The 20,952-nt window shown below is 76.3% G+C and carries 18 protein-coding genes; 5 read left to right on the forward strand and 13 right to left on the reverse strand.

Annotation, left to right across the window (positions count from 1 at the left end):
* Positions 1-201: 201 nt before the first annotated feature.
* The 3 genes from ACIRBY_RS37350 to ACIRBY_RS37360 all read right to left on the reverse strand — a co-directional run bounded on the left by ACIRBY_RS37350 (position 202) and on the right by ACIRBY_RS37360 (position 3,968).
* Entirely contained in the window at positions 202-1,140 is a 939-nt protein-coding gene (locus tag ACIRBY_RS37350; protein WP_403909453.1) for a phospholipase, read from the reverse strand.
* Between the two features lie 189 nt (positions 1,141-1,329).
* Positions 1,330-2,250, reverse strand: a complete 921-nt coding sequence (locus ACIRBY_RS37355; protein ID WP_403909456.1) for a virginiamycin B lyase — start codon at positions 2,248-2,250, stop codon at positions 1,330-1,332.
* 62 nt (positions 2,251-2,312) lie between these two features.
* Entirely contained in the window at positions 2,313-3,968 is a 1,656-nt protein-coding gene (locus ACIRBY_RS37360; RefSeq protein ID WP_403909459.1) for an ABC-F family ATP-binding cassette domain-containing protein, read from the reverse strand.
* Between the two features lie 120 nt (positions 3,969-4,088).
* Here ACIRBY_RS37360 and ACIRBY_RS37365 point away from each other — a divergent pair, with 120 nt between their 5' ends.
* Positions 4,089-4,784: a TetR/AcrR family transcriptional regulator gene (locus tag ACIRBY_RS37365; protein WP_403909463.1), complete on the forward strand. Its 696-nt coding sequence runs from the start codon at positions 4,089-4,091 to the stop codon at positions 4,782-4,784.
* Between the two features lie 48 nt (positions 4,785-4,832).
* Here ACIRBY_RS37365 and ACIRBY_RS37370 read toward each other — a convergent pair whose 3' ends face one another.
* Complete coding sequence (locus ACIRBY_RS37370) at positions 4,833-6,047, reverse strand: glycosyltransferase (RefSeq protein WP_403909466.1); 1,215 nt, start codon at positions 6,045-6,047, stop codon at positions 4,833-4,835.
* Positions 6,048-6,189: 142 nt separating this feature from the next.
* Between ACIRBY_RS37370 and ACIRBY_RS37375 the strand changes: the two genes are divergently transcribed.
* On the forward strand, positions 6,190-7,149 hold the full coding sequence (locus ACIRBY_RS37375; RefSeq protein WP_403909469.1) for an SDR family oxidoreductase: 960 nt from the start codon (positions 6,190-6,192) through the stop codon (positions 7,147-7,149).
* Here the strand turns inward: ACIRBY_RS37375 and ACIRBY_RS37380 are convergent.
* The 5 genes from ACIRBY_RS37380 to ACIRBY_RS37400 form a co-directional block, all read right to left on the reverse strand.
* Entirely contained in the window at positions 7,140-8,174 is a 1,035-nt protein-coding gene (locus ACIRBY_RS37380) for a helix-turn-helix transcriptional regulator (RefSeq protein WP_403909472.1), read from the reverse strand. The genes ACIRBY_RS37375 and ACIRBY_RS37380 overlap by 10 nt on opposite strands.
* A 195-nt stretch (positions 8,175-8,369) precedes the next feature.
* A complete protein-coding gene (locus tag ACIRBY_RS37385; RefSeq protein WP_403909475.1) occupies positions 8,370-10,337 on the reverse strand; it encodes a hypothetical protein in 1,968 nt (655 codons plus the stop codon).
* A gap of 30 nt (positions 10,338-10,367) precedes the next feature.
* Positions 10,368-11,126, reverse strand: a complete 759-nt coding sequence (locus tag ACIRBY_RS37390; RefSeq protein WP_403909477.1) for a hypothetical protein — start codon at positions 11,124-11,126, stop codon at positions 10,368-10,370.
* 87 nt (positions 11,127-11,213) lie between these two features.
* Complete coding sequence (locus ACIRBY_RS37395) at positions 11,214-12,056, reverse strand: DUF4232 domain-containing protein (RefSeq protein WP_403909480.1); 843 nt, start codon at positions 12,054-12,056, stop codon at positions 11,214-11,216.
* A 68-nt stretch (positions 12,057-12,124) separates the two neighbouring features.
* The gene (locus ACIRBY_RS37400) at positions 12,125-13,426 is read right to left on the reverse strand and encodes a DUF2716 domain-containing protein (protein WP_403909483.1); all 1,302 of its coding nucleotides are present in this window, start codon (positions 13,424-13,426) and stop codon (positions 12,125-12,127) included.
* 122 nt (positions 13,427-13,548) lie between these two features.
* On the opposite strand from ACIRBY_RS37400, the gene ACIRBY_RS37405 reads away from it, so the two are divergent.
* From ACIRBY_RS37405 to ACIRBY_RS37415, 3 genes are all read left to right on the forward strand, one after another.
* Complete coding sequence (locus ACIRBY_RS37405) at positions 13,549-14,685, forward strand: hypothetical protein (RefSeq protein ID WP_403909486.1); 1,137 nt, start codon at positions 13,549-13,551, stop codon at positions 14,683-14,685.
* Between the two features lie 177 nt (positions 14,686-14,862).
* Complete coding sequence (locus ACIRBY_RS37410) at positions 14,863-15,501, forward strand: carbonic anhydrase (protein ID WP_403909489.1); 639 nt, start codon at positions 14,863-14,865, stop codon at positions 15,499-15,501.
* A 141-nt stretch (positions 15,502-15,642) separates the two neighbouring features.
* A complete protein-coding gene (locus ACIRBY_RS37415) occupies positions 15,643-16,695 on the forward strand; it encodes a MerR family transcriptional regulator (protein WP_403909491.1) in 1,053 nt (350 codons plus the stop codon).
* A 2-nt stretch (positions 16,696-16,697) separates the two neighbouring features.
* Here the strand turns inward: ACIRBY_RS37415 and ACIRBY_RS37420 are convergent, their stop codons facing one another.
* The 4 genes from ACIRBY_RS37420 to ACIRBY_RS37435 form a co-directional block, all read right to left on the reverse strand.
* Positions 16,698-17,468, reverse strand: coding sequence for a DUF1295 domain-containing protein (locus ACIRBY_RS37420; protein WP_403909545.1), 771 nt, complete (start codon positions 17,466-17,468; stop codon positions 16,698-16,700).
* 103 nt (positions 17,469-17,571) lie between these two features.
* Positions 17,572-18,876, reverse strand: a complete 1,305-nt coding sequence (locus tag ACIRBY_RS37425) for a class I SAM-dependent methyltransferase (RefSeq protein ID WP_403909494.1) — start codon at positions 18,874-18,876, stop codon at positions 17,572-17,574.
* The gene (locus ACIRBY_RS37430) at positions 18,873-19,655 is read right to left on the reverse strand and encodes a DUF1365 domain-containing protein (protein WP_403909497.1); all 783 of its coding nucleotides are present in this window, start codon (positions 19,653-19,655) and stop codon (positions 18,873-18,875) included. Before ACIRBY_RS37430 ends, ACIRBY_RS37425 begins: the two co-directional genes overlap by 4 nt.
* A complete protein-coding gene (locus tag ACIRBY_RS37435) occupies positions 19,652-20,917 on the reverse strand; it encodes an NAD(P)/FAD-dependent oxidoreductase (protein WP_403909500.1) in 1,266 nt (421 codons plus the stop codon). Before ACIRBY_RS37435 ends, ACIRBY_RS37430 begins: the two co-directional genes overlap by 4 nt.
* Positions 20,918-20,952 lie beyond the last annotated feature (35 nt).

Genomic DNA, 20,952 nt, shown 5'->3' on the forward strand with positions numbered 1-20,952 from the left:
CACCCCCGCAACTACCTCGCCTTCCTCGGCCTCGCCGCCGCCATCTGCTGCTACAAACGACTCGTCCGCCTCACCACATAGGACACGGTCTAAGCCACCGGCAGCACAACGGCACAGCAGCAGCACGGCAGTACGGCTGACGCATCGGAACGCCCGACGGGAACCTCCCGGCCGGGCGTCCTCGCGTTGGCGCGTGCCGCGCTACCGGAACAGGCGGTCACCGGGGGTGGCCATGCGGTGGGTGCCGGCGTGGCGGTTCACCCAGTCGCGGACGAGGCCGACGGCGTTGGCGCACTGCCAGGCGTCGTCGTACTCGCGCACTCCGGTGAAGGCCCCGTAGCCCGCGATGATGCCGTCCACGCGCCCGTCGCCCAGGAGCTTGTCCACGTACCACGGGTCGTTGTACGTGGTGGTCCAGGACAGGGTGGCCGCGAGCCGCCCGGCGTCGCGGTCCGCGGCGCCCTTCTTCAGTTCCGCGCAGGTGTAGTAGGTGGGTTCCGTGCAGTTGCCGAAGCCCTTGGTGATGTCGCTGTCGCCGTAGTCCATCACCCGGTGCCCGGCCGGGAACCCGGAGCCGGAACCGTCGAACGCGCCCTGCACCCGGTCGCGGGTGCCGGTCGTCGTGATGCCCTCCAGGGGGCCGAGCCTGCCTTCCAGGCTCTTCCACCCCCGGCCTCCGACGTCCGGGGTGCTGCCGCCGTGGTACTCGTAGAACCCGTAGAGCACCTGGATCCCGGCAGCCGTCAGCCGCTGCGCCTTGTCGCGCAGTCCGGCGACGCTGCACCCGCGGTTCTCCTGCTCCCCGCAGTAGTTCGGGTCCTTGATGTCCAGCCAGACGAGCGCGAGCCGGTGTCCCGCGCCGGCCTGGGAGACGATGCGGTCGACCATGCTGTCGAAGCTCGGGCCCAGCCGGTTGTCACCGGCCGACGAGCAGTCGTGGTAGGCGCGCCATTCGTTCGGGTTCCACCAGGCGCAGACGTCGATCTCGATGCCGTTGGCGCCGTGCTTGAGCGCGGCGTCCACGCCGGCCAGGGTGTCGACGCGGTGCGCGATGGCGTAGACCGGGCGGCGCTGGTCGGCGGCCGCCGCGGGGCTCGCGCCGAGCGCGGTGGTGCCGATGACGGTACAGAGGGCGGCCAACAGGGCCGCGCATAACCGCGGGCCGGCACCCCGCCTGAGGTGGGTGGTCACGGGCGGACTCCTTCGTGTCGCTGCGCTGGGCAGGTGGTCGATCTCGTCCGCCATCGTGGCACGCGGTGCGTGCATGATGAATGGAATTCGGCCGAACCCGCACTGGGGGGCGCGGAGGGCGTGTGCGGGGCGCGGGGCTCAGCCGTGCGCGGCCGCGCTGACGTCCCAGCGGGTGACGTCGCCCGTCTCCTGGGCGACGTACAGGGTGCCGTCGGGGCCGAAGGCGAGGCCGTGGGGTTCGCAGGCGGGGTCCGGCAGGGGGATCTCGGTGAGCCGGCCGTCGGCGGCGATGCGGCCGATGCGGCCGGTGGCCCACTGCGTGAACCAGCAGGCGCCGTCCGGTGCCACCGCCACCGCGTGGGGCCGGCACCGGGCGTCCGGCAGCGGGTGCTCCGTGAACCCCGGCCGGTCCGGATCCAGGCGGCCGATCCGGCCGGCCCCGATCTCCGCGAACCACAGGGCACCGTCCGGCCCCGCCGCCAGGCCGACCGGAGCGGCGCCGGCGGTGGGCAGCCGGAACAGCCGGGACGCGCCGGTCGGGGTGATACGGGCCAGGGCGTGCTCCTGGTTGAGGGTGCACCACAGCGCGCCGTCGGGGGCGGCGGCGAGGAAGGAGGGGAAGGAGCCGCTGACGGGGAGCGGGTGTTCGGTGATCTCGCCGTCCGGGGTGATGCGGCCGACGGACCCGGCGCTGAGCAGCGTGAACCAGAGCGCTCCGTCGGGCCCCGCGGTGATCCCGTACGGTCCGGGGGCGGTGCCCGGCAGGGCGTAGGAGCGGGCCCGGCCGTCGGTGGTGATGCGGCCGATGCGGTGGTCCCGGTGCCGGGTGAACCACAGGGCGCCGTCCGGCCCGGCGGTGATGAGGGTCGGGCCGCAGTCGGGCGAGTCCAGCGGGAACTCGTCGATCCGGCCGTCCGGGGTGAGGCGGGCGATGCGTCCGGCGTGCACCAGGGTGCACCAGAGGTTGCCGTCGGGGCCGACGGCCAGGGCGTACGGGCCGGCGCCGCCGGTGGGGAGGTCGTAGGTGTGGATCAGGCGGGCGGGGCTGACGGAGGGCATGCGGAGACCTTTGCGGGGAGGGGGAAGGGAGGAGGCGGGCGGACGGGGTCGCGCGGAGGGGTTCACGCCGAGGCGGCGACGGCCGGGTCGGGGGCGCGGAGGACGATCCTGTCGCCCTGCCAGCGGCCGCACAGCGCGCGGTCGTGGCTGACGACGACCACGGCGCCCGCGAACGCGGCGAGCGCCTCCTCCAGTTCCTCGGCCAGTGCGGGGGAGAGGTGGTTGGTGGGCTCGTCCAGCAGCAGGACGCCGGCCGGTTCGGTGACCAGCCGGGCCAGGGCCAGACGCTGCCGCTGGCCGGCCGACAGGGCGCCGACCTCGGCGGTGAGCCGTTCGGGGGCGAACAGGCCGAGCGACAGCAGCCGTTCGGCGTGCTCCTCGGGTGTGCCCGGGCGGCCTGCGGCGAAGGCCTCGAGGAGGGTCCGCCGGGGACGGGCCACGGCGGTGTGCTGGGCCAGCAGTCCGGTGCGGGCGCGGCGGACGACCTGCCCGCGGTCGGGGGCGAGGGTGCCGGCCAGGACACCGAGCAGGGTGCTCTTGCCGGCTCCGTTCGGGCCCGTGACCAGGATCCGGCCGCGGGCCGGCACGGTCACGTCCACGGGTGCCAGTCGGCCCGCCACCGACACGCCGTACGCCGCGAGGGCCGTACCGCCCGGGCCGTCGCCGTCGCCGTCGTCGACGGTGGCGGTGGCGAGGGGCACGGCGGTGAAGCGCAGCGGGTCGGCCGGTGCCGGGACCGGGCGGGCCAGCAGCCGCGCCAGGCGCTCCTCGGCGTTGCGGACCCGGCTCGCCAGGGACTGCTGTACCCGGCCGGCCGCGCGGTCGTACGCCATCTTGTTGCCGTCCTTCATGGCCCGGCCCGGGGCGACCCGGCGGGCGGTGACGGCGGCGGACTCCCGCAGCCCGGCCACCTCCCGGCACCACGCGGCGCGGGCCTGGGCGCGGCGCTGCCGGTCGGCGGCGTGCCCGGCGAGGTAGCCGGCGTAGCCGTTGCCGTAGCGGACGGTGCGGTGCAGGTCGCCGTCGACCTCCAGGAGGGAGGTGGCGACGCGTTCGAGGAACCGCCGGTCGTGGGAGACGGCGACGGTGATGCCGCGGCGGGCGCGGAGGTGCTCCTCCAGCCAGGTCAGGGCGGCGTCGTCGAGGTGGTTGGTCGGTTCGTCCAGGAGCAGGACCTCGGGGGCGGAGGCCAGCAGCGCGGCCAGCCGCAGCCGGACCCGTTCCCCGCCGGAGAGCTCGCCCACGGTGCGGTCGCGGGGCAGTCCGGGCAGTCCGAGGCCGTGCAGGGCGCGTTCGGTCCGGGCGTCGGCGTCGTAGCCGCCGCGCAGTTCGAAGGCGGTGAGCAGCTCGGCGTAGGAGGTGAGGACCTCGGCGCCGGTGTCGCCGTCCGCCATGCGGGCTTCGAGCCCGCGCATCCGGTCCTCCATGGCGCGGAGCGCCGCGAGGGAGCGGTCGACGACCTGCCGGACGGTGAGCCGGGCTGGAAGGGCCTCCTCCTGGGCGAGGTGGCCGATTCCGCCGTCCGCGCGGACGGTGACCGAGCCGCGGTCGGGGCGCTCGACCCCGGCGAGCAGCCGGAGCAGGGTCGACTTGCCCGATCCGTTCTCGCCGACGATGCCGAGGCGGGTGCCGTCGGGGACGGAGCAGTCGACGGAGTCGAGGACGGGGCGGCCCTCGTAGGACATGCAGAGGTCAAGCGCGGTGAGCTGTGCGGTCATGCTGCGGCTCCGGGTGGTCGGCCGAGGACGGGAGGACGGCGGGGGAGAAGGGGAGGGAGGTGCGGGTGAGAACCATCAGAGGACTCCTTATTGCGACGGAAGTTGCGTTAAGATCGTTCCATGGATGCCTCGGCACACGCAAGCGAAGATTTCGGCCACGGGAACGAGCGGGATCCGGCCGATCGGGATCCGGCCCCGCCGCGGCGCCGGACCGGCGGCCGCAGCGCCCGGGTCCGCGCACAGGTCCTGGCGGCGACGGGTGGTCTGCTGGTGGAGGGCGGGTACGACGGGCTGACCGTCGACGCGGTCGCGGAACGCGCGGGCGTGCACCGCACCACGGTCTACCGGCGCTGGCGCGACGTCGGCGGTCTGCTGGCGGACCTGCTCGACGCCGCGTCGGACGACGCGTGGAGCCCGCCCGACACCGGATCGCTGGAGGGGGACCTCACCGCACTCAACCGGGAGGTCTACGAAGCCCTGGCCGGTGGCGCCACCGGCCTGACCACGGCGCTGATCGCCGCGGGCTTCCGCTCGGCCGAGGCGGCCGGCGCCCTGTCCCGCTTCTGGGAGGACCGCTACGCCCGCTGCGCGGAGGTCGTCGCCCGCGCCACCGCGCGGGGTGAGCTCCCGGACCCGGTGGACGCCCGCGCGCTCCTGGTCGCGGCGACGGCCCCGCTCTACCACGAGCTGCTGCTCCTGCGGGCCGCCCCGGACCCGGCCCTCCCCGGCCGGGCCGCGGCGGGCGCCGCGGCGGCGGGGCGGGCGGGCGTCTTCCGCACGCCCGCCCCGCCGACGGGGGCCACCCCTTCCCGCTGAGCTCCCGGGCTCCCGGGAAGCGGGTCCCGGCCGTCCGGGCCGCGCAGGTCAGCCGGGGAAGGCCGAGCCGATATGGGCCAGCAGCGGGGCGGCGCCGTCCTCCGCGGCGATCCCGCGCGCGAGTGCGGACGCGCGGCGGCGGTGGGCCGGATCGGACAGGCAGTCCGCGATCGCGGCCCCGAGGGCTGCGGCCGTCAGCTCCCGGAAGGGCAGGACCCGGGGTGCGACCCCCAGCCCGACCAGCCGCGACGCCCAGAACGGCTGGTCGGCCATGACCGGGACGGGCACGGCGGGCACGCCCGCCCGCAGCCCGGCCCCGGTGGTGCCCGCCCCGGCGTGGTGGACGACGGCGGCGGTCCGCGGGAACAGCCAGTCGTGCGGGACGTCGCCGATGGCCAGGACGTCGGCACCGCGCCCGTCCAGCCCGGCCCACCCGGCCTGCACCACCGCCCGCACCCCGGCCCGCCGGACCGCCCCGGCCACCAGCTCGCCGAGCCGTTCCCCCTGCCCCACCGCCATGCTGCCGAACCCGATGAACACCGGGGGCGGGCCCGCCCGGAGGAAGTCGGCCAGGTCGGCCGGGGGCTGCCAGCCGGCGGGGCGGGCCGGCCACCAGTAGCCCGCCACCCCCACCCAGGACGGCCAGTCCGCGGGCCGCGGCACCACCAGCGGGCTGAAGCCGTGGAAGACCGGCCGGACCTCCGGCCGGCTCGCGGGCGCCCGGGCGGGCAGCCCGAGGAGGGCCCGCAGCCGGGTGTCGGCACCCGAGAAGACGTCTTCCGCGCGCCTCACCACCTCCCGCCCCGCGGCGAGGTTGCCCTCCGGCCCCGTCCGGCCGGAGCTGCGCGCGGGGGGAAGAGCGAAGCGGCCGGTGGGGTGGGCCGGGACGAGGTAGGTGCCGATCACCGGGACGCCGAGCGCCTCGCCGGCCGTCCGGGCCAGGGGGGCCGGACCGGAGGCCGTCAGCAGCAGGTCGGCTCCGCCGGCCACCACCCCGGCCACCCCGTCGGCGATGCCGTCCGCATACGCCCGCGTCAGCGCCCGGACCTCGTCCCGCGAGGCCGCCCGGGCCCACTCCCGGATCAGCCCCCGCGGGTCTCCCGGTACGGGCCGGAAGCCGAGCCCGCAGCCGGCGACGAGCGCGGCGAACGACGGATGGGCGGCCACAGCCACCTCGTGCCCTGCCTCCAGCAAACGCCGCCCCAGTCCGGTGTAGGGCGCTACGTCCCCCCGTGAACCGGTCGTGATGATCACCATGCGCATGGGGCGATTCTCCCGGCCCGCACGGAAGGGCTGCACGGAAGGGCTGCACGGAATGGCGGCATGGAAGGGCCGGAAGGAAAGTCGTGGGAAGTCGCGGGAAAAGGTGCCATGAACTGTCACCTTTGGAGTGCACGGTAGTGACATGAACCAGGACACCGACACCCAGCACCCCGACCGGAACCGCCCGCTCGCCGGCCGGATCGCCCTCGTCGCCGGGGCCACCCGCGGCGCGGGACGCGCCCTCGCCGTCGAACTCGGCCGGGCCGGTGCCACGGTCTACGTCACCGGACGCACCACCCGCGAGCACGTCAGCGAGGTCGGCCGGACCACGGAGACCATCGAGGAGACCGCCGAGCTGGTCACGGCCGCCGGGGGCACCGGCATCGCCGTGCCCACCGACCACCTGGACGAGGACCGGGTACGGGCCCTCGTCGACCGGATCGACCGCGACCACGCACGCCTCGACATCCTCGTCAACGACCTCTGGGGCGGCGAGCACCTCATGGCCGGCTCCATCTTCGGCAAGAAGAGCTGGGAGACCCCCCTCGCCGACGGACTGCGCGTCCTGGAACTCGGGGTGCGCTCGCACGTGATCACCGCCGCGCTCGCCCTCCCCCTCCTGGTCCGCTCGGAGGCGCCCCTGCACGTGGAGGTCACTGACGGCACGGCACGCTCCAACCGCCGCTACCGCGAGAACCTCTACTACGACCTCGCGAAGAACGCCCCGATCCGCATCGCCTTCGGTCTGGGCCGGGAACTGGAGGAGTACGGGGGCACGGCGATCGCCGTCACCCCGGGCTTCCTGCGCTCGGAGCAGATGCTCGCCCACTTCGGCGTGACGGAGGACAACTGGCGCGACGCCATCGCCCGGGAGCCGGCCTTCGGCATCGCCGAGTCGCCGCACTACCTCGCCCGCGCGGTCGCCGCCCTCGCCGCCGACCCGGACCGGGCCGCCCGCTGGAACGGGAAGTCCGCCTCCAGCGGCGAGCTCGCCAGGGTCTACGGCGTACGGGACGTGGACGGCAGCCGGCCGGACGCCTGGGCGTACTTCGAGGACGTCGTGTACGGCGGCAAGGAGGGCACGCCCGACGACTACCGCTGATCCTCCGGCTCCGTGACGTACAGGGCGGCGAGGGCCCGCGCGTTCTCACGGAAGCGGGCGCGCAGGCCCGGCGGCCCCAGCACCTCCACGTCCGCGCCCAGCCCGGCCAGCTGGGCGAAGGCGACCTCCTCCGACTCCACCGGCAGGTCGAGCGTGACGCGTCCGGCCGCGTCCGGGGCGGTCGCGGACGCCAGCGCCCCGTCCACGCCGGCCGGATCCGCCACGGCGGGCAGGCGCCGCAGACCCGCCTCCGTCAGACGTACCGTGGCGGTCGCGCGCAGCAGCGCGCGGGCGAACCCGGCGGCGTGCTCCTGCCAGTACGCGGCCAGGTCGAACGACGGGTCGCGGACGAAGGGCTCGGCGGCGCCGGGAGCCGGGGACAGCGCCGTGACCCGGTCCACGCGGTAGGTACGCCAGGCGCCGGCCCGGCCCGGCCGCTCCTGCGGGACGCGGCCCACGACGTACCACACCCCCGCCTTGAGGACGAGCCCGTACGGCTCCAGCAGCCGGCTCACCCCGTGCGGCGCCGCGCCGTCCCGGCCGGGCCGCGCGTACTCCAGCCCGACCGTGCGGTCGGACCACACGGCGCGGGCCAGCTCCGGCAGCAGCTCGGGCGCCGACGGCTCGCGGAACCAGGCCGGGGCGTCGAGGTGGAACCGGCGCACCGACGACTCGGCCGCCGCACGCAGCGAAGGGAGCAGGGTGGCCGACAGTTTCAGCCGGGCCGTGTCCGCCGGCCCCGACAGCCCGAGGTCGCGCAGCGCCTCGGGCAGACCGGACAGGTAGAGCGTCTCCGCCTCGCTGGGGTGGAGGGAGGTCAGCCGCGTGCGGTGGCCGGGCGCCAGACGGTAGCCGCCCGTGCGTCCGCGCTCGGACCGGACGGGTACCCCCGCCTCCTGGAGCGCCTGGGCGTCGCGGATCACGGTGCGCTCGGAGACGCCCAGCTCCCGGGCCAGGGCGGCGGCGGTCAGGCCGGGGCTCGACTGGACGAGGAGGGCCATGCGGATCAGGCGGGCGGCGCGCATGCCTCAAGGATCGGGCATCCGCAGGCCCTCCCGGTCAGCGGAGCCCGGCCGCCACCGTGCCGTGGCGCGCCAGCCCGTGACGGTCCGCCACCCGCAGTCCGGCCCCGCCCGGGGCCCCCGCACGGGTCAGACCGCAGTCAGGGGGGGGCGGGCGTGTGCCGCCGCGGCGCCGACGGCGGGCGGGTGGTGTCCTCTTCAGTCCCGGCCGCCGCCCCGGGAGTCCAGGGCGGTGATCACCGCGCCGCTGCGCAGAGTCGCGGTCAGGGCGGCCGGGGGAGCGGGGGCCGGCGGCGCCGGGACGGCGAGGGTGCGGCCGGGCGTACGGGAGTGCAGGGATCCCGTGGCGTCGATCTCCGCCACCTCCCGGCTGCCCGCGGCCAGTTGGTAGGCGCGGCCGGACGGGGCCCGCCAGAGCGTCGTCGCGAGGAGGTGCTGCCCGAAGCGTCCGCAGGCGGCCGTGGATTGGGCCCGGGCCACGGCCACCGAGGCACCCGCGGGCGGCCGGAGCCGGATCTGGACGTCGCCCTGCCCGGTCCAGCGGGTTGCGCGGGTACAGGACCAGACGGCCCGGCCGGGGGTCTCGGGGAGTTCCGTGACGGCGAAGTCCCACAGGTTGACCGCCCGGACCGTCCGCCCGTCCACCGCGTCCAGCGCGCAGGCCTCCTGGGCCCAGCGGGCCGAGGCGGCGGGCCCCGTGGCCTCGCGGGGCTGGCGGGCCGGCGGCGCGTCGGCGCCCTCCGCGGGCGGGGTGTAGGTGAGGTGGACGGGGAGCAGCCCGCCGCGGTCGGCGAGGAGGAAGGCGTGCTTCTCCACGATGCGCGGCGAGGAGGCGACCTCCAGGACCGGACGCGGCCCGCAGCCCCCGCCCCCCGCGCCGCCGCCCGCGTCGGCATCCGGCTCCTGCCGGCCGGCGTCCTCGTGCGCGAACCCGGTCGTGACCGTCCCGTCGGGGCCGATCGGCAGGGGCCGGGCGGCGGTGGCGGGGGCGGCGAGGTCCCGGACCCCGGCGGTGGCGATCCACGGCGCGAGGAGCCGACGGGCCGTGCTCCCGTCCCGGGTCAGGGTGACGGCGGCCGCGGTGGTGACGCCGGCGTCGTCGGTCCGGGCGATGTCCAGGCTGCGGCGGCCGCCCTGCTCCGTGTAGCGCACGACCCGGTCGGCGTCGAGGAACACGACCACGGCCGTTCCCGGCCGGGGCTCGCCCGCGAACAGCAGCTGCGGCGGGTGTCCCGGCGGTTCGGCCGAGGCCGAGGGGGCGAAGGTGACGGCCGTCCCGGAGGGCGGCGCGGCCCAGGTGCCCAGGGCCCGCGCCAGCAGGGCCCGGTCCCCGGTGCGCGGACCGCGGGCGGGCCAGGCGGTGAAGTCCACCCGGCCGGTGTCGGCCCAGGCCTGGGCGGGCACCCGGACCAGGAGCGCCGGATCGAGGGCGGCGCGGGCGGCGGGTGCTCCGGCGTAGGTGGCGGGGAGCCCGGAGTCCGGCCCGGCGACGGTGGCCCGGGTCAGCGCGGCGGCCAGCAGCAGGACGGCGGCGATGCCCCAGGCGGCGCGGACGCGGGTGCGGCGCAGCAGCAGGTCGGTGGGACGGGTGTGGACGTCCGCCGGGTGCAAGATCGTTTCCCTGCCCGGCCCGGCACCGGCGCCCGTTCCCCCGGGAGCCCCCTCCCGCGGCCCCGCCGCGGCTCCAGGTCCGGCGCCGGGTGCGAGGGCCGCCCGTACCCCTCCGCCCGGATCGCCGGCTCCGGCCTGCGCGAGCACCTCCGCCGCGGTGTCCTCGTCCAGCCCGTCGTACCGGCACAGCACGTGCGCCGCACGGGCGTACGGGGACAGCCCCGCCAGCCCGCGCGCCGCCTCGTCGAGCCCCTCGGCGGTGGGCCACATCCGCAGCCCCCACACCCACGGCGGGAACGGCCCGCGCCGCCGCCCGGCCGCGTGCCGCACCACCTCGGCCCGCACGGCCACCAGCGGGTCCCCGCCCTGCCGCGCCCGGCGCCCCGCGCCCCTCAGGGAGTGCTGGACGGCACGGTGGGCGCGCAGCAGCCGCGTGTGCCGGTCGAGGTCCGGCGGCAGCACCAGGTAGGCCAGACGCAGCAGTTGGGGGTAGCGCTCGACGATGATCGCCTCGGCCTGGCGCAGCCCGGCTCCGGAACCTTGACGTTGTCCCACGCTGCGGACAACGAAGGAATCATCATGTGGTCACATGCGCGGGGGCCAGGTGCCGAGGGCGTGGGCCAGGCGGTCGCTGTGTCCGCGGCTGATTCCCTGGGCGAGGCGGACCCCGCACCGCGGGCTGCCGGACTCGTCGCAGGACAGGATGCCGGGGAACCGCTGCGCGGTGCCCGAGAGCGGGGAGGGCGAGGGCAGGGACCACTGGGCCGGCTCCCACAGGGGGTGGTCGTGCAGGAGGGCCTCCGCGACCCCGTGCGCTCCGTCTTCGGGGACGCCCACCGCGACGAGCGCTTCGCCGACCCGTTCGACCGCGTCGGCGGGCAGGTCGCGGTCGCCGAGGGCCGGAAGCAGGAGCAGCAGGCGGACGGGCTGAGCCTGGACGCCGGGAGCCCCGGGGTCGGGCGTGCCGGCGATGTGCGTGAGCTCGCGCCAGGACAGCCCGGGTCCGGCCTGGTGCCCGTCGATGGTGGCCAGGTGGCCGTGCCGGTCCCACTCGGGGTGGGAGACGAAGTACTCCGTCCCCGGATCGTCCTCGAGGTTGCGGCCCACGACGACCGCGGTGTGGCCGTCGGCGAACGGGATGCGGAAGACCGGCCAGTGCTCCTCCGCGGTCAGGGCCTCGTACGCCGCGTCCGTGTCGGCCTCGTCGGCGCCGAACCACAGCGGATCCGGCTCGTTCTCCTCGGTCTGGCACATCCACAGCAGGTAGGCGGCCCAGAACCCCGGCAGGGCCGGCAGGTCCTCCGCCGCGACGAGGGGGGCGTCGTCGTATCCGTCGATCAGCACGCGCCCAGGGTGCCACCCGGCACTGACAGGCTCCCCGCCACCCGGCGGTTCCGGGACCGTTCCGGGCCGGCACCGGCCGCTCCGAACCTACTTCGGCGGACGCGTCCAGGCGCGGACGGCGAGTCTGCCGGTGGTGCCGAGATCGAGGTGGGGCGTCACCGTCACCGGATCGGCGCCCTCCCGGGCCCGCACCCTGACGTAGGGGACGTTCACGGGGTCCCCGGATTCGGTGGTGTTGCGCCACATGAGGCCCGACACGGCGCTCTCGCCCGGCTTCAGGACCAGGGGGCGGGCCGGGTCGTCGAACCCGGTGCCGGTGGTGATGCCGCCGCTGCCCTGCACGATCCGGATGCCGGGGACGGGGGCACGGTCCTCGTTCAGCAGTTCCAGCAACGGGTAGCCGTCGAGCGGGTAGTCGCTCTTCCCGCAGTTCTCCAGGTGCAGGCCCACCACGCGCAGCCCCATGGCGGCGTCGCCGTCGTCCGTGGTGACGCGGATGCCGGAAGGCGGGCACTCCCCGGAGGCGGGCGGTGCCTCGGCGGCGGGAACCTTGGTCACCCGGGAGACCTTGACCCGGGTCGCCCGGGACGATCCGGGGCCCGGGGCCGGCCGGACCGAGCCGCGCACCGTCGCGCCGGGGCCGACCGCGCGTACGGTTTCGAGGGTGTTGCCCATGACCTCCCCGGCGTCCGTGGTGAAGTCGAAGAGGATCGTGTAGGTCAGTGGCCGGGTACCGCCGTTGGTGACTTCGTAGGCGGCCGAGATCCCGGAGTCGCGAGCGCCGGAGGGGGCGGTCACGGAGGTGATCCGGACACCGTCCGTCGCCGGGGCCGTGACGGACGCCCCGGGGGCGCCCGCCCGTTGGGTCCCGCAGGCCGTGAGGAGCAGGACCGAGGCGAGGGCCGGCAGGAGGGGAGTGGTTTTCCGCATCGGGCCACTCCACCAGCGGCGCGTGTGCCGGGCCAGTGACCGAAGCCACAATTGCGGTCACAGGGCTGTCACGGCCGCCCCGCCGAGCGGTCCGGCCCGCGCCGCACCGCGTCCCGGCGTCTGACGGGTGCTCCGAGGAGTGCGGTCAGCTCGTCCTCGACGGCGGCGAGGAGCGCGGGCCCCCAGATGGTGAGGGTCTGCTCCCAGGGGTGGCCGAAGGTGCCCAGGCGCAGGTCGTGGGTGAGGTGGAGGTAGTAGTCGCCGTCGGGGTAGGTGCCCGGGCCCGGACGGGGCGGCCGGCCCGGCACACCGGTGCGGCGGGGGTCGTAGCGGTAGCCGTCGTGCTGCCAGTCCAGCCAGTACACCGACTCCCCGGGCCCGGTGGCGGCGAGCAGTCCGCGCTGGACGACGGCGTCGAGCTCCGCCGCGAGGTCCGCGACGATGCGGTGGTGGGAGTGCAGGTTCCAGACGGCCGACGGGGACGGCTCCGTGATCGCGGGCCGGTGGGTCATGCTCGGCGTGAAGTCGAAGTCCGCGCAGAAGCGGTCCCACAGCGGCAGATCGTCGTGGAGCCAGTCGAGGAACTGCGCGGGCCGGTCGGGTTCGGGCGTGCCCGGCGGACTCCAGTGGTAGGAGCGCACGGTGGTGGCCTCGGTGAAGCCGGCCTCCAGGAGGCCCGTGCGCAGGGTGCCCCCGGCCTCGGCGAGGAGGGCCGTACGCGGCCGGCGGCCGCGCCACTCGTCGGTGCAGGCCGTCACGAAATCCGCGTCGTCCCGGGTCAGGCCGCCGACGGTGGCGAAGGGGGCGCCCGCGTCGGCGTGCATCCACGCCACGGCGACGACGAGCCCGTCCTCCAGCAGGACTTCGGTGTACACGTCCCCGTCGTCCGAGGCGCCGTCCGCGCTCATCTCGGCATAGGGCAGCGCGTGCGGGCCGGGGGAGCCGACCGCGAGCTTCCAGGCCCGCTCGGCCTGCTCCCGCACGGCGTGGAGGTGGCGCACGTCCGGCAGGTGAGGCCCGGTCACGCGCCCGGGCTCCCCGGCGCGCCGGGGAGCGGCGACCAGTACGGAGCGTTCCGGTCCCGGGAGGAACCCCGCCGCCGTCAGTGCCGGGGCCAGGTCCGGCGAGTCGTGTCCGTACACCTTCCACTCCACCGGCTCGCCGCGCTCCGTGAAGGCGTCCTGCTGTCGCCCGACCAGTGCGGCCGGATCGGTACCGGGTACGAGCGGGGCGTGTTCGACCGTGCCGTGCGTCCCGTAGTGCCGGCGTACGACCGGCCCGTCGGACTCGACCACCACGCCGACGGGATGCCACGCGGGGACCCGTCCCCGCAGTCCGTTCCACCGCGTCCACCGCTCGCCCGTCTCCATGCCCGGGAGCCTAGCCAGACGGGCCGGTCGTCCGAAGAGGTGCGACGGGGTGGCGACTTCGGCATCCCATGTGATCATCTTCATATGCCACGGCGCTGCCCCTGAGGGCGTACCGTGCTGGTGTGAGCACAGGCGAGACGAACGCACCCGGGACCGCGCTGCTCCTGGCGGCCGCCCCGGTGGGCAAGGGCCGACTGATCGACGCCGCCCGCGTCCTGTCCACGCTGGCGGCCTGCCCGCCCGGTTCCCTGACGCGCACGGCCGCCGGGACCATCGTGGAACTGGCCGATCCCACCGATCAGCAGACCGTCCTCACCCGCATCCGTGCCGCCGCGGCCACCCCCGGCCCCCTCACCCTGCTCCTCGCGGGCCAGCTCCAGCTCGACACCAGACAGGGCGCGATCCACATGGCCCTCGCCCGAACGACCCCGTCCACCGTGCGCTACACGGGACTTCCGTGGGCCTGGCTGGCGAGCGAGCTCAAGCCGCGCCGGCCGGGGAGCACGACCCTCCTCGTCGACCTGGTCGCGACGGCCGACACCTGGCAGCGGATCGGCGCGGAGGGCCTGACCCTCGGCCCCGGGATCGCGCTCTACGGCCGCATCGCCCCGCCACCGCGCCGCCAGCGGGTCACGGACCCCGTCTACCTCCAGGCCGTGGCGAGCATCTGGCGGAGCGGTCTGACACCGCCGCTGGCCGAGCTCCACGCGAAGGCCGCAGCCCAAGTGGGCCGGCCCGGGGCGCTGTTCCTCACCGCGGAGGCCGTGTCCGCCCCGGTCCCGGCGCGCAGGGAGCAGCCCGACGCCGAGACGGCCGCCGACCCGCTCCCCGCGATCCTCGCCGCCGCACGCGCGGGCCACCACGACCACGCGGCGTCGCTCGCCGCGCGGTGGGAGGGCTGGGCGGTGCAGAGCTACGGCCGCGGCTCCGCCCAGGCGGTCCAGTGGCTGGAGGTGCGGGCCGACCTGGCCCGCATCGCGGGCGACGCGGCCGGCAGCTGCGAGCTGTGGATGGCGGCGGTCGACGCGCGGCTCACCCGCCGCCAGGCCCCGGACGACCCGGACGTGGAGGCCGCGGTGGACCGGGCCCACCACCAGTGGCAGGCCGTGCGCGACGCGGCGCGAGCCCGGGAACTCGGACCGCGCCTGGTCGGCCTGCGCCGCCGGGTCCCGGGGCGGCGGCCGGGCGCGACGGAAGCCGTGCAACGCCGGCTCGAACTGCTGCACACCCTGCCGCAGGCCCTGACCGGGGGCCGGTGACCCGCGGCGGCGGACGTGGACGCACCCTGACCCGCGTGGGCGCGGGGCCGGGACACCGCCGCGTCCACGGGGCCTTCCGCTCCGACAGCCGACGGTCCCGGCGGGTCGGGCGCCGCCCATCGCCGGGGGGATCTTCCTCACACGGCTGGGCGGCCCGATTCCGCGTAGTCTGCGGCCATGACCGCTGATCGAATGAATCTCCAGGAGACCCTGGCGACACTCCTGGCCGGCAACGAGCGCTTCGTCGCCGGTGCGCCCGTGCACCCCAACCAGGACGCGGCCCGCCGTGCGGAGATCGCGCCCGCGCAGACGCCGTTCGCCGTCCTGTTCGGCTGCGCCGACTCCCGGCTCGCCGCCGAGATCATCTTCGACCGGGGCCTGGGCGACCTCTTCGTGGTGCGCACCGCGGGCCACGTCGTGGGCACGGAGGTCCTCGGCAGCATCGAGTACGGCGTGAGCGTGCTGGGCTGCCCGCTCGTCGTGGTCCTCGGCCACGACGCCTGCGGCGCGGTCGCGGCGACGCGGGCGGCGGTGGAGGAGGGCGCCACCGCCGGCGGCTTCGTGCGCGACGTGATCGAGCGCGTGACCCCGAGCGTGCTGGCCGCCAGGGCCGCCGGCTACAGCGAGGACGGCGACTTCATCGCCGAGCACATACGGCACACGGTCGACCTGCTGCTGGACCGCTCCCGCCTGCTCGCCGAGCGGGTCGAGGCCGGCGAGGTGGCGGTGGTGGGCCTCTCCTACCGCCTCGCCGACGGTACCGCCCAGCTGATCACCGCCCGGGGTCTGGAAGCACCGGCGGGCGCCGCGGGCTGACCCCCGCCGCCGGGACGGCGGTGCCGGGGGTGCGGGGGCCCGGCCCTGCGCCCGGACGCACCCGGGCGCGCCCCCGGAGGACCGCTGCCCGGGGTCGGCCGTTTCCGGACTCGCATCGATCGCGCATCGTAGGATGGGCGCATGTCCGGAGCGGCCCTCGGTGTCTCGACGGGTGCCGTGGCACGGCGCCTGGGAGTCTCGCCGACCACCGTGCGCTCCTGGGAGCAGCGGTACGGGATCGGGCCCGCGGTGCGCGAGGACGGCCGGCACCGGCGCTGGAGGCCCGAGGACGTCGCCATGCTGGAGGAGATGTGCCGGCTCACCTCGTCGGGCATACCGCCCGCCGAGGCGGCCCGCGCCGCGTTGGCCGTGCGCCTCAGGCTCGACGAGGACGTCCGCCCCGATCCGCCGCGCACACCGCGGGAGCCGCAGGCCGCGCAGGCGCCGCCGGGCGGCCCGCGGCGGGCCCGTCAGCCCGGCTCGGGCAACGGGCTGCCCCTCGGCGAGGTCCGCCAGGAGTGCCGGGGGCTGGCGCGCGCGGCGGTGCGGCTCGACGGGCCCGCCATGGAGGCCCTGCTGCAGCAGGCGGTGGACACCCACGGGCTGGTGACCGCCTGGAACGAGGTGATGGTGCCGACGCTCCACGCCGTGGGCCGCAAATGGGAATCCACCGACAACCGCTACGTCGAGGTGGAGCACCTGCTGTCCTGGCACGTGTCGACCACGCTGAGGCGGGCCGCGGTCACGGCGCCCAGCCCCTCGGCCCACTGCGCCGCCCCCGTCCTGCTGGCCTGCGTGCCCGGTGAGCAGCACACGCTGCCGCTGGAGGCCCTGGCCGCCGGGCTCGCCGAGCGGGGGCTGCCGACGCGGATGTTCGGCGCGGCCGTGCCCGCGGAGGCGCTGCGCGCGGCGGTGAACCGGTCGGGTCCGGCGGCGGTCGTGCTGTGGTCGCAGTCCCGCTCGACCGCGGACACCGCCCTGGCCCGGTACATGGCGGCCACGGCCTTCGGCCTCAAGGGGGCGCGGACCGCGCCCCTGGTCCTGCTCGCGGGCCCCGGCTGGTCCGTACGGGCCCTGACCGCGGGCATGGCGCGTCCCCACGGGCTGCGGGAGGCCCTGGACGCCATCGCCGCGCTCTACGGGGACGCGGGCGTCGTGGCGGGCGCCGGCGGGGGCGTGCCGCCGGGCCCCTGAGGTCAGTCCGCCGGCCGGCCCGGCCGCGGGCCGCCGCTCGTCGGCCGGCGCGGAGGGCGGGGGAGGAATCCGCTGGTGCGGGCCCGGTAGGCGGCGTACCCCGGGCGGTCCGCCATATGGGCCTCCAGCAGCCGCTTTCCGCTGCCCTTGACGAGGAGGGCGCTCATGACGAGCGGGGAGACGAGGGTGGCGGCCGCCGTCTGCCAGGTGGCACAGGCCGTGAGGTAGAGGCCCCACCAGACGAGGAAGTCGCCGAAGTAGTTGGGGTGTCGGGTCCACGCCCACAGCCCGCGGTCCATGATGCGGCCCCGGTGCGCGGGATCGGCCTTGAACCGGGCGAGCTGGTGGTCCCCGACCGCTTCGAAGAACAGCCCGCAGGCCCACACGACGAGGCCCAGGACGGCCGTGGCGTCCAGGGGCCGCGGCAGCAGCACGGCCGCCTGCACGGGCAGGGACACCAGCCAGACCAGGGCGCCCTGGAGGAGGTAGACGGTGCGCAGGGCGTACAGGGTCGGGCTGCCCGGGGCCCGCGCGAGCATGCGGGCGTACCGCGGGTCCTCCCCGTGCCCGCGTCCGCGGCGTGCGATGTGCACCGCCAGGCGCAGCCCCCACACGAGGGTGGCGGCGGCCACGGCGGTGCGCCGCGCGGGGTCGCCGTAGGGGGCCGAGAGGAACCAGGCGACGACGGCCACGGCCGCGAAGGCCAGGCCCCAGGCGGTGTCGACGATCCGGTGGACGCCCTTGACGGTGGCGACGGCGAACGTCAGCAGCATGACGGCCAGCGCCGTGGCGGCCGACGCGGCCAGGACGGTGGTGACGGCTCCGGCGTCGACGGCGCTCACGGCGGCGGCCCCTTCGGGTGGAGGTGTGCGGCCGTCATGCCGGCCCCGGCCCGGTGTGTGCGAGGGCGAGCTGGCGGACGTCGAGGTAGCGGGAGCGGAAGCCGGCCTCGGAGTAGGCGAGGTAGAACTCCCACATCCGGCGGAAGGTCCGGTCGAAGCCGAGGGCGGTGACCGCGGCGGACTCGCGGAGGAAGCCCTCCCGCCACAGCCGGAGCGTTTCGGCGTAGTGGTCGCCGTAGCCGCTGTCCTGGACGATCCGCAGCCCGGCGCGCCCGCTCTCGCGTACGAGGGCCTCCCGGGAGGGGATGAGGCCGCCGGGGAAGACGTACTTGCTGATCCAGGTGTGGGTGCGGGCCGTGTGCATCATCCGTGCGTGCGGCATGGTGATGGCCTGGAGCGCGGCGCGGCCGCCGGGGGCCAGCAGGCTGCGCAGGGCGCCGAAGTAGGCGGGCCAGTACGCGGCGCCCACGGCTTCGATCATCTCGACGCTCACGACCGCGTCGTGGACCCCGTCGATCCGGCGGTAGTCGCACAGCTCGACGCGCACCCGGTCGGCGACACCGGCGTCCGCGACGCGCCGCAGGGCGAGGTCGCGCTGTTCCCGCGAGAGGGTGACGGTACGGACGCGGGCGCCGCGCCGGGCGGCCCGGACGGCCAGTTCGCCCCAGCCGGTGCCGATCTCCAGGAGGCTGGTGCCCGGCCCGGTCCCGCACAGGTCGAGGAGCCGGTCGATCTTGCGGTGCTGGGCCGCCGTCAGGTGTCCGGCGTCGGCGGGCAGGGAGTCGAACACGGCCGACGAGTAGGTGAGGGTGGGGTCGAGGAAGGCGGCGAAGAGCTCGTTGGACAGGTCGTAGTGGCGCTGGACGTTGCGGCGGGCCCCGCCGGGCGTGTTCAGGTCCGAGGCGGGCCGCCGGTGGTTCCACGCGCGGCGCAGCCGGCGCAGCGCCGGGGGCGCGAGCTCGTCGACGTGGAGGGCGAGGACGGTCAGTACGCCGACCAGGTCGTCGCTGTCCCACTCGCCCGCCATGTAGGACTCGCCGAAGCCGATCAGCCCGTCCGCGCCGATCCGGCGGTGGAACGCCGCGGGGTCGTGCAGCACCAGGACCGGGGCGGGCGCGGCCGCCGCGCGCGGCTGTCCGGGGAGCACGGGCGCGCGGCCGGGGGTGCGCACGCGCAGCGGCAGGCGGGCGAGGGAGCGTTCCACGATCCGCCGCGCGACGGCGGTCCGCAGGGCCGAGGCCCGCGGCAGGCGGGCGACGTCCGGCCACGCGGCGGCGTCGACCAGGTGGCGTCCGGTGCGGCTCCCGTCGTGGGGAGGCGGGGGCAGGGTGAGGGTCACGGCGCGTCCTCCTGGACGGGATGGGCCGCGGGGGCCGGCCGGGGCAGGACCGGAAGGCCCTTGAGGTAGAGGCGGATCCCGTGCCGCCGGATGCCGAGCGACACCCCCAGGGTCGACCAGGGGTGGCGCAGGACGGCGGCGAGCAGGCCGGCGGCTCCGGCCGGGCGGCGGGTGCCGCGGACGGTCGCGGTCAGGGGGCGCGAGCCGTCGCCGTGGCAGAGCTGGACGGTCAGGTCCAGCCGGTCGCCGGGCAGCGGCAGCCTCATCCGGTAGCCGCCCTCGACGCCGAAGAACGGGGAGACGGGGAAGTCCTTGGCGACGTCGGCACGGCCGTGCCCGTCGGGGCGCAGCAGGTAGCAGTGGCGCTGCCCGTAGGTGTTGTGGACCTCGGCGACGACGCAGACGGGGCGGCCGGCCCGGTCGTGGCACCAGTACAGGGTCAGCGGGTTGAAGACGTGTCCCAGGACGCGCGCGTGGGCCAGCATGACCACCTGCCCGTCAGCGCCGTGCACGCCGTGCGCGGCGAGGTGGGCGTCGAGTGCGGCGCGCAGGGTCGGGGCGTCGCCCGCGAAGTGGTCCCGTGGGTCGAAGCGGGCGAGCGGTCGCAGGGCGCGGGGCAGTACCGGGAGCCGGTCCAGGTCGACCAGCCACAGGTAGGTCCGGTGCGCGAGCGCGTACCGGAAGGGCGTCACGCGGGTGTGCCGCACCTCGACGGCGTACAGGGCGGGAAGCCGGGACGCCGCCCGGGTCCGGGCGGCGGGGGCGGGTCGGGGGCTCACCAGGTCACCCCGAGGGACCTGGCCGCCTCGACGCCCGAGCGGCAGCCGTCCTCGTGGAACCCCCACCCGTGGTAGGCGCCCGCGTAGACGGTGACCCGGTCGTTCAGGGAGGGCAGCAGGCGCTGCGCCGCGACGGACTCGGGCGTGTAGACGGGGTGTTCGTACGTCATCCGGGCCAGGACGGTGGTCTCGTCGATACGGTCGCCGGGGTTGAGGGTGACGAGGTGCGGCTCGCCGTCCGGCAGGCGCTGGAGCCGGTTCATGTCGTAGCTGACCTGCACGGAGCCGGGACGGGCCGAGCAGGAGGGGAGCCAGTAGTTCCAGGAGGCACGGGCGTGCCGGCCGCGGGGCAGCAGCGAGGTGTCCCGGTGCAGCACGGTCGGGTTGCGGGAGTAGGTGAAGGCGCCGAGGACGCGGCGCTCCCGCTCGGTGGGGTCGGCCAGCAGGCGCAGGGCCTGGTCGGGGTGGACGGCGATCACGACGGCCGCGTGCGCGGACGCCTCCCCGTCCTCGGTGACCACGCGTACGCCGTCGGCTCCGCGGACGACCCTGCGGACGGGCGTCGAGGTCCGGACGGAGGCGAGGGGTTTGGCGGCCCGCTCCACGTAGGTTCCGCAACCTCCGGTCACGGTCTTCCACCGGGGGGATCCGGTGACCGACAGCAGGCCGTGCTGGTCGAGGAAGCGGAAGAGGTACGCGGCCGGGTACCGCAGGGCGGTGTCGGGCGCGCAGGACCAGACGGCCGCGACCAGGGGGACTGCGAAGTGGCTGACGAAGTAGGGCGGGAAGCGGTGGCCGCGCAGGAAGCCGCCCAGGGTCGCGGTCGTGTCGCCGCAGGCCAGCAGGCGGCGGGCGGCGCGGTGGAAGCGGGGCACGTCGGCGAGCATCAGCAGGTGGCGGCCGCGCAGCAGGTTCCCGCCGCCGAGCAGCCCGCGCGGGCCCCGGGCACCGGCGTACTCCAGGCCGCAGCCGTCGCAGCGGACCGACATGCTCATCTCGGAGTCCTGTGTGGCCACGTCCAGTTCACGGAAGAGGCGCAGCAGGCTGGGGTAGGTCCGCTCGTTGTGGACGATGAACCCGGTGTCCACGCCGACCGTCCCGCCGCCCGCCGACGGCAGCCGGTGGGTGTGCGCGTGGCCGCCGAGGCGCCCGTCGGCCTCGTAGAGGACCACGTCGTGGGTGCGGGACAGCACGTACGCGGCCGTGAGCCCGGACACTCCGGCTCCCACCACTGCGATGCCGGGTCGCTCCAACCTCTCCACCCCCTGGTGTCGTGGGCCCGGGGAACGCCTGCGGC

Source organism: Streptomyces sp. NPDC096136 (assembly GCF_044763325.1).
GTDB lineage: Bacteria > Actinomycetota > Actinomycetes > Streptomycetales > Streptomycetaceae > Streptomyces.

Coding starts and splice junctions, on each gene's coding strand:
- ACIRBY_RS37355 (WP_403909456.1), bottom strand. CDS start 2,250: ATGCCCTCCGTCAGCCCCGCCCGCCTGATCCACACCTACGACCTCCCC.
- ACIRBY_RS37360 (WP_403909459.1), bottom strand. CDS start 3,968: ATGACCGCACAGCTCACCGCGCTTGACCTCTGCATGTCCTACGAGGGC.
- ACIRBY_RS37365 (WP_403909463.1), top strand. CDS start 4,089: ATGGATGCCTCGGCACACGCAAGCGAAGATTTCGGCCACGGGAACGAG.
- ACIRBY_RS37370 (WP_403909466.1), bottom strand. CDS start 6,047: ATGCGCATGGTGATCATCACGACCGGTTCACGGGGGGACGTAGCGCCC.
- ACIRBY_RS37375 (WP_403909469.1), top strand. CDS start 6,190: ATGAACCAGGACACCGACACCCAGCACCCCGACCGGAACCGCCCGCTC.
- ACIRBY_RS37380 (WP_403909472.1), bottom strand. CDS start 8,174: ATGCGCGCCGCCCGCCTGATCCGCATGGCCCTCCTCGTCCAGTCGAGC.
- ACIRBY_RS37395 (WP_403909480.1), bottom strand. CDS start 12,056: ATGCGGAAAACCACTCCCCTCCTGCCGGCCCTCGCCTCGGTCCTGCTC.
- ACIRBY_RS37400 (WP_403909483.1), bottom strand. CDS start 13,426: ATGGAGACGGGCGAGCGGTGGACGCGGTGGAACGGACTGCGGGGACGG.
- ACIRBY_RS37410 (WP_403909489.1), top strand. CDS start 14,863: ATGACCGCTGATCGAATGAATCTCCAGGAGACCCTGGCGACACTCCTG.
- ACIRBY_RS37415 (WP_403909491.1), top strand. CDS start 15,643: ATGTCCGGAGCGGCCCTCGGTGTCTCGACGGGTGCCGTGGCACGGCGC.
- ACIRBY_RS37420 (WP_403909545.1), bottom strand. CDS start 17,468: ATGCTGCTGACGTTCGCCGTCGCCACCGTCAAGGGCGTCCACCGGATC.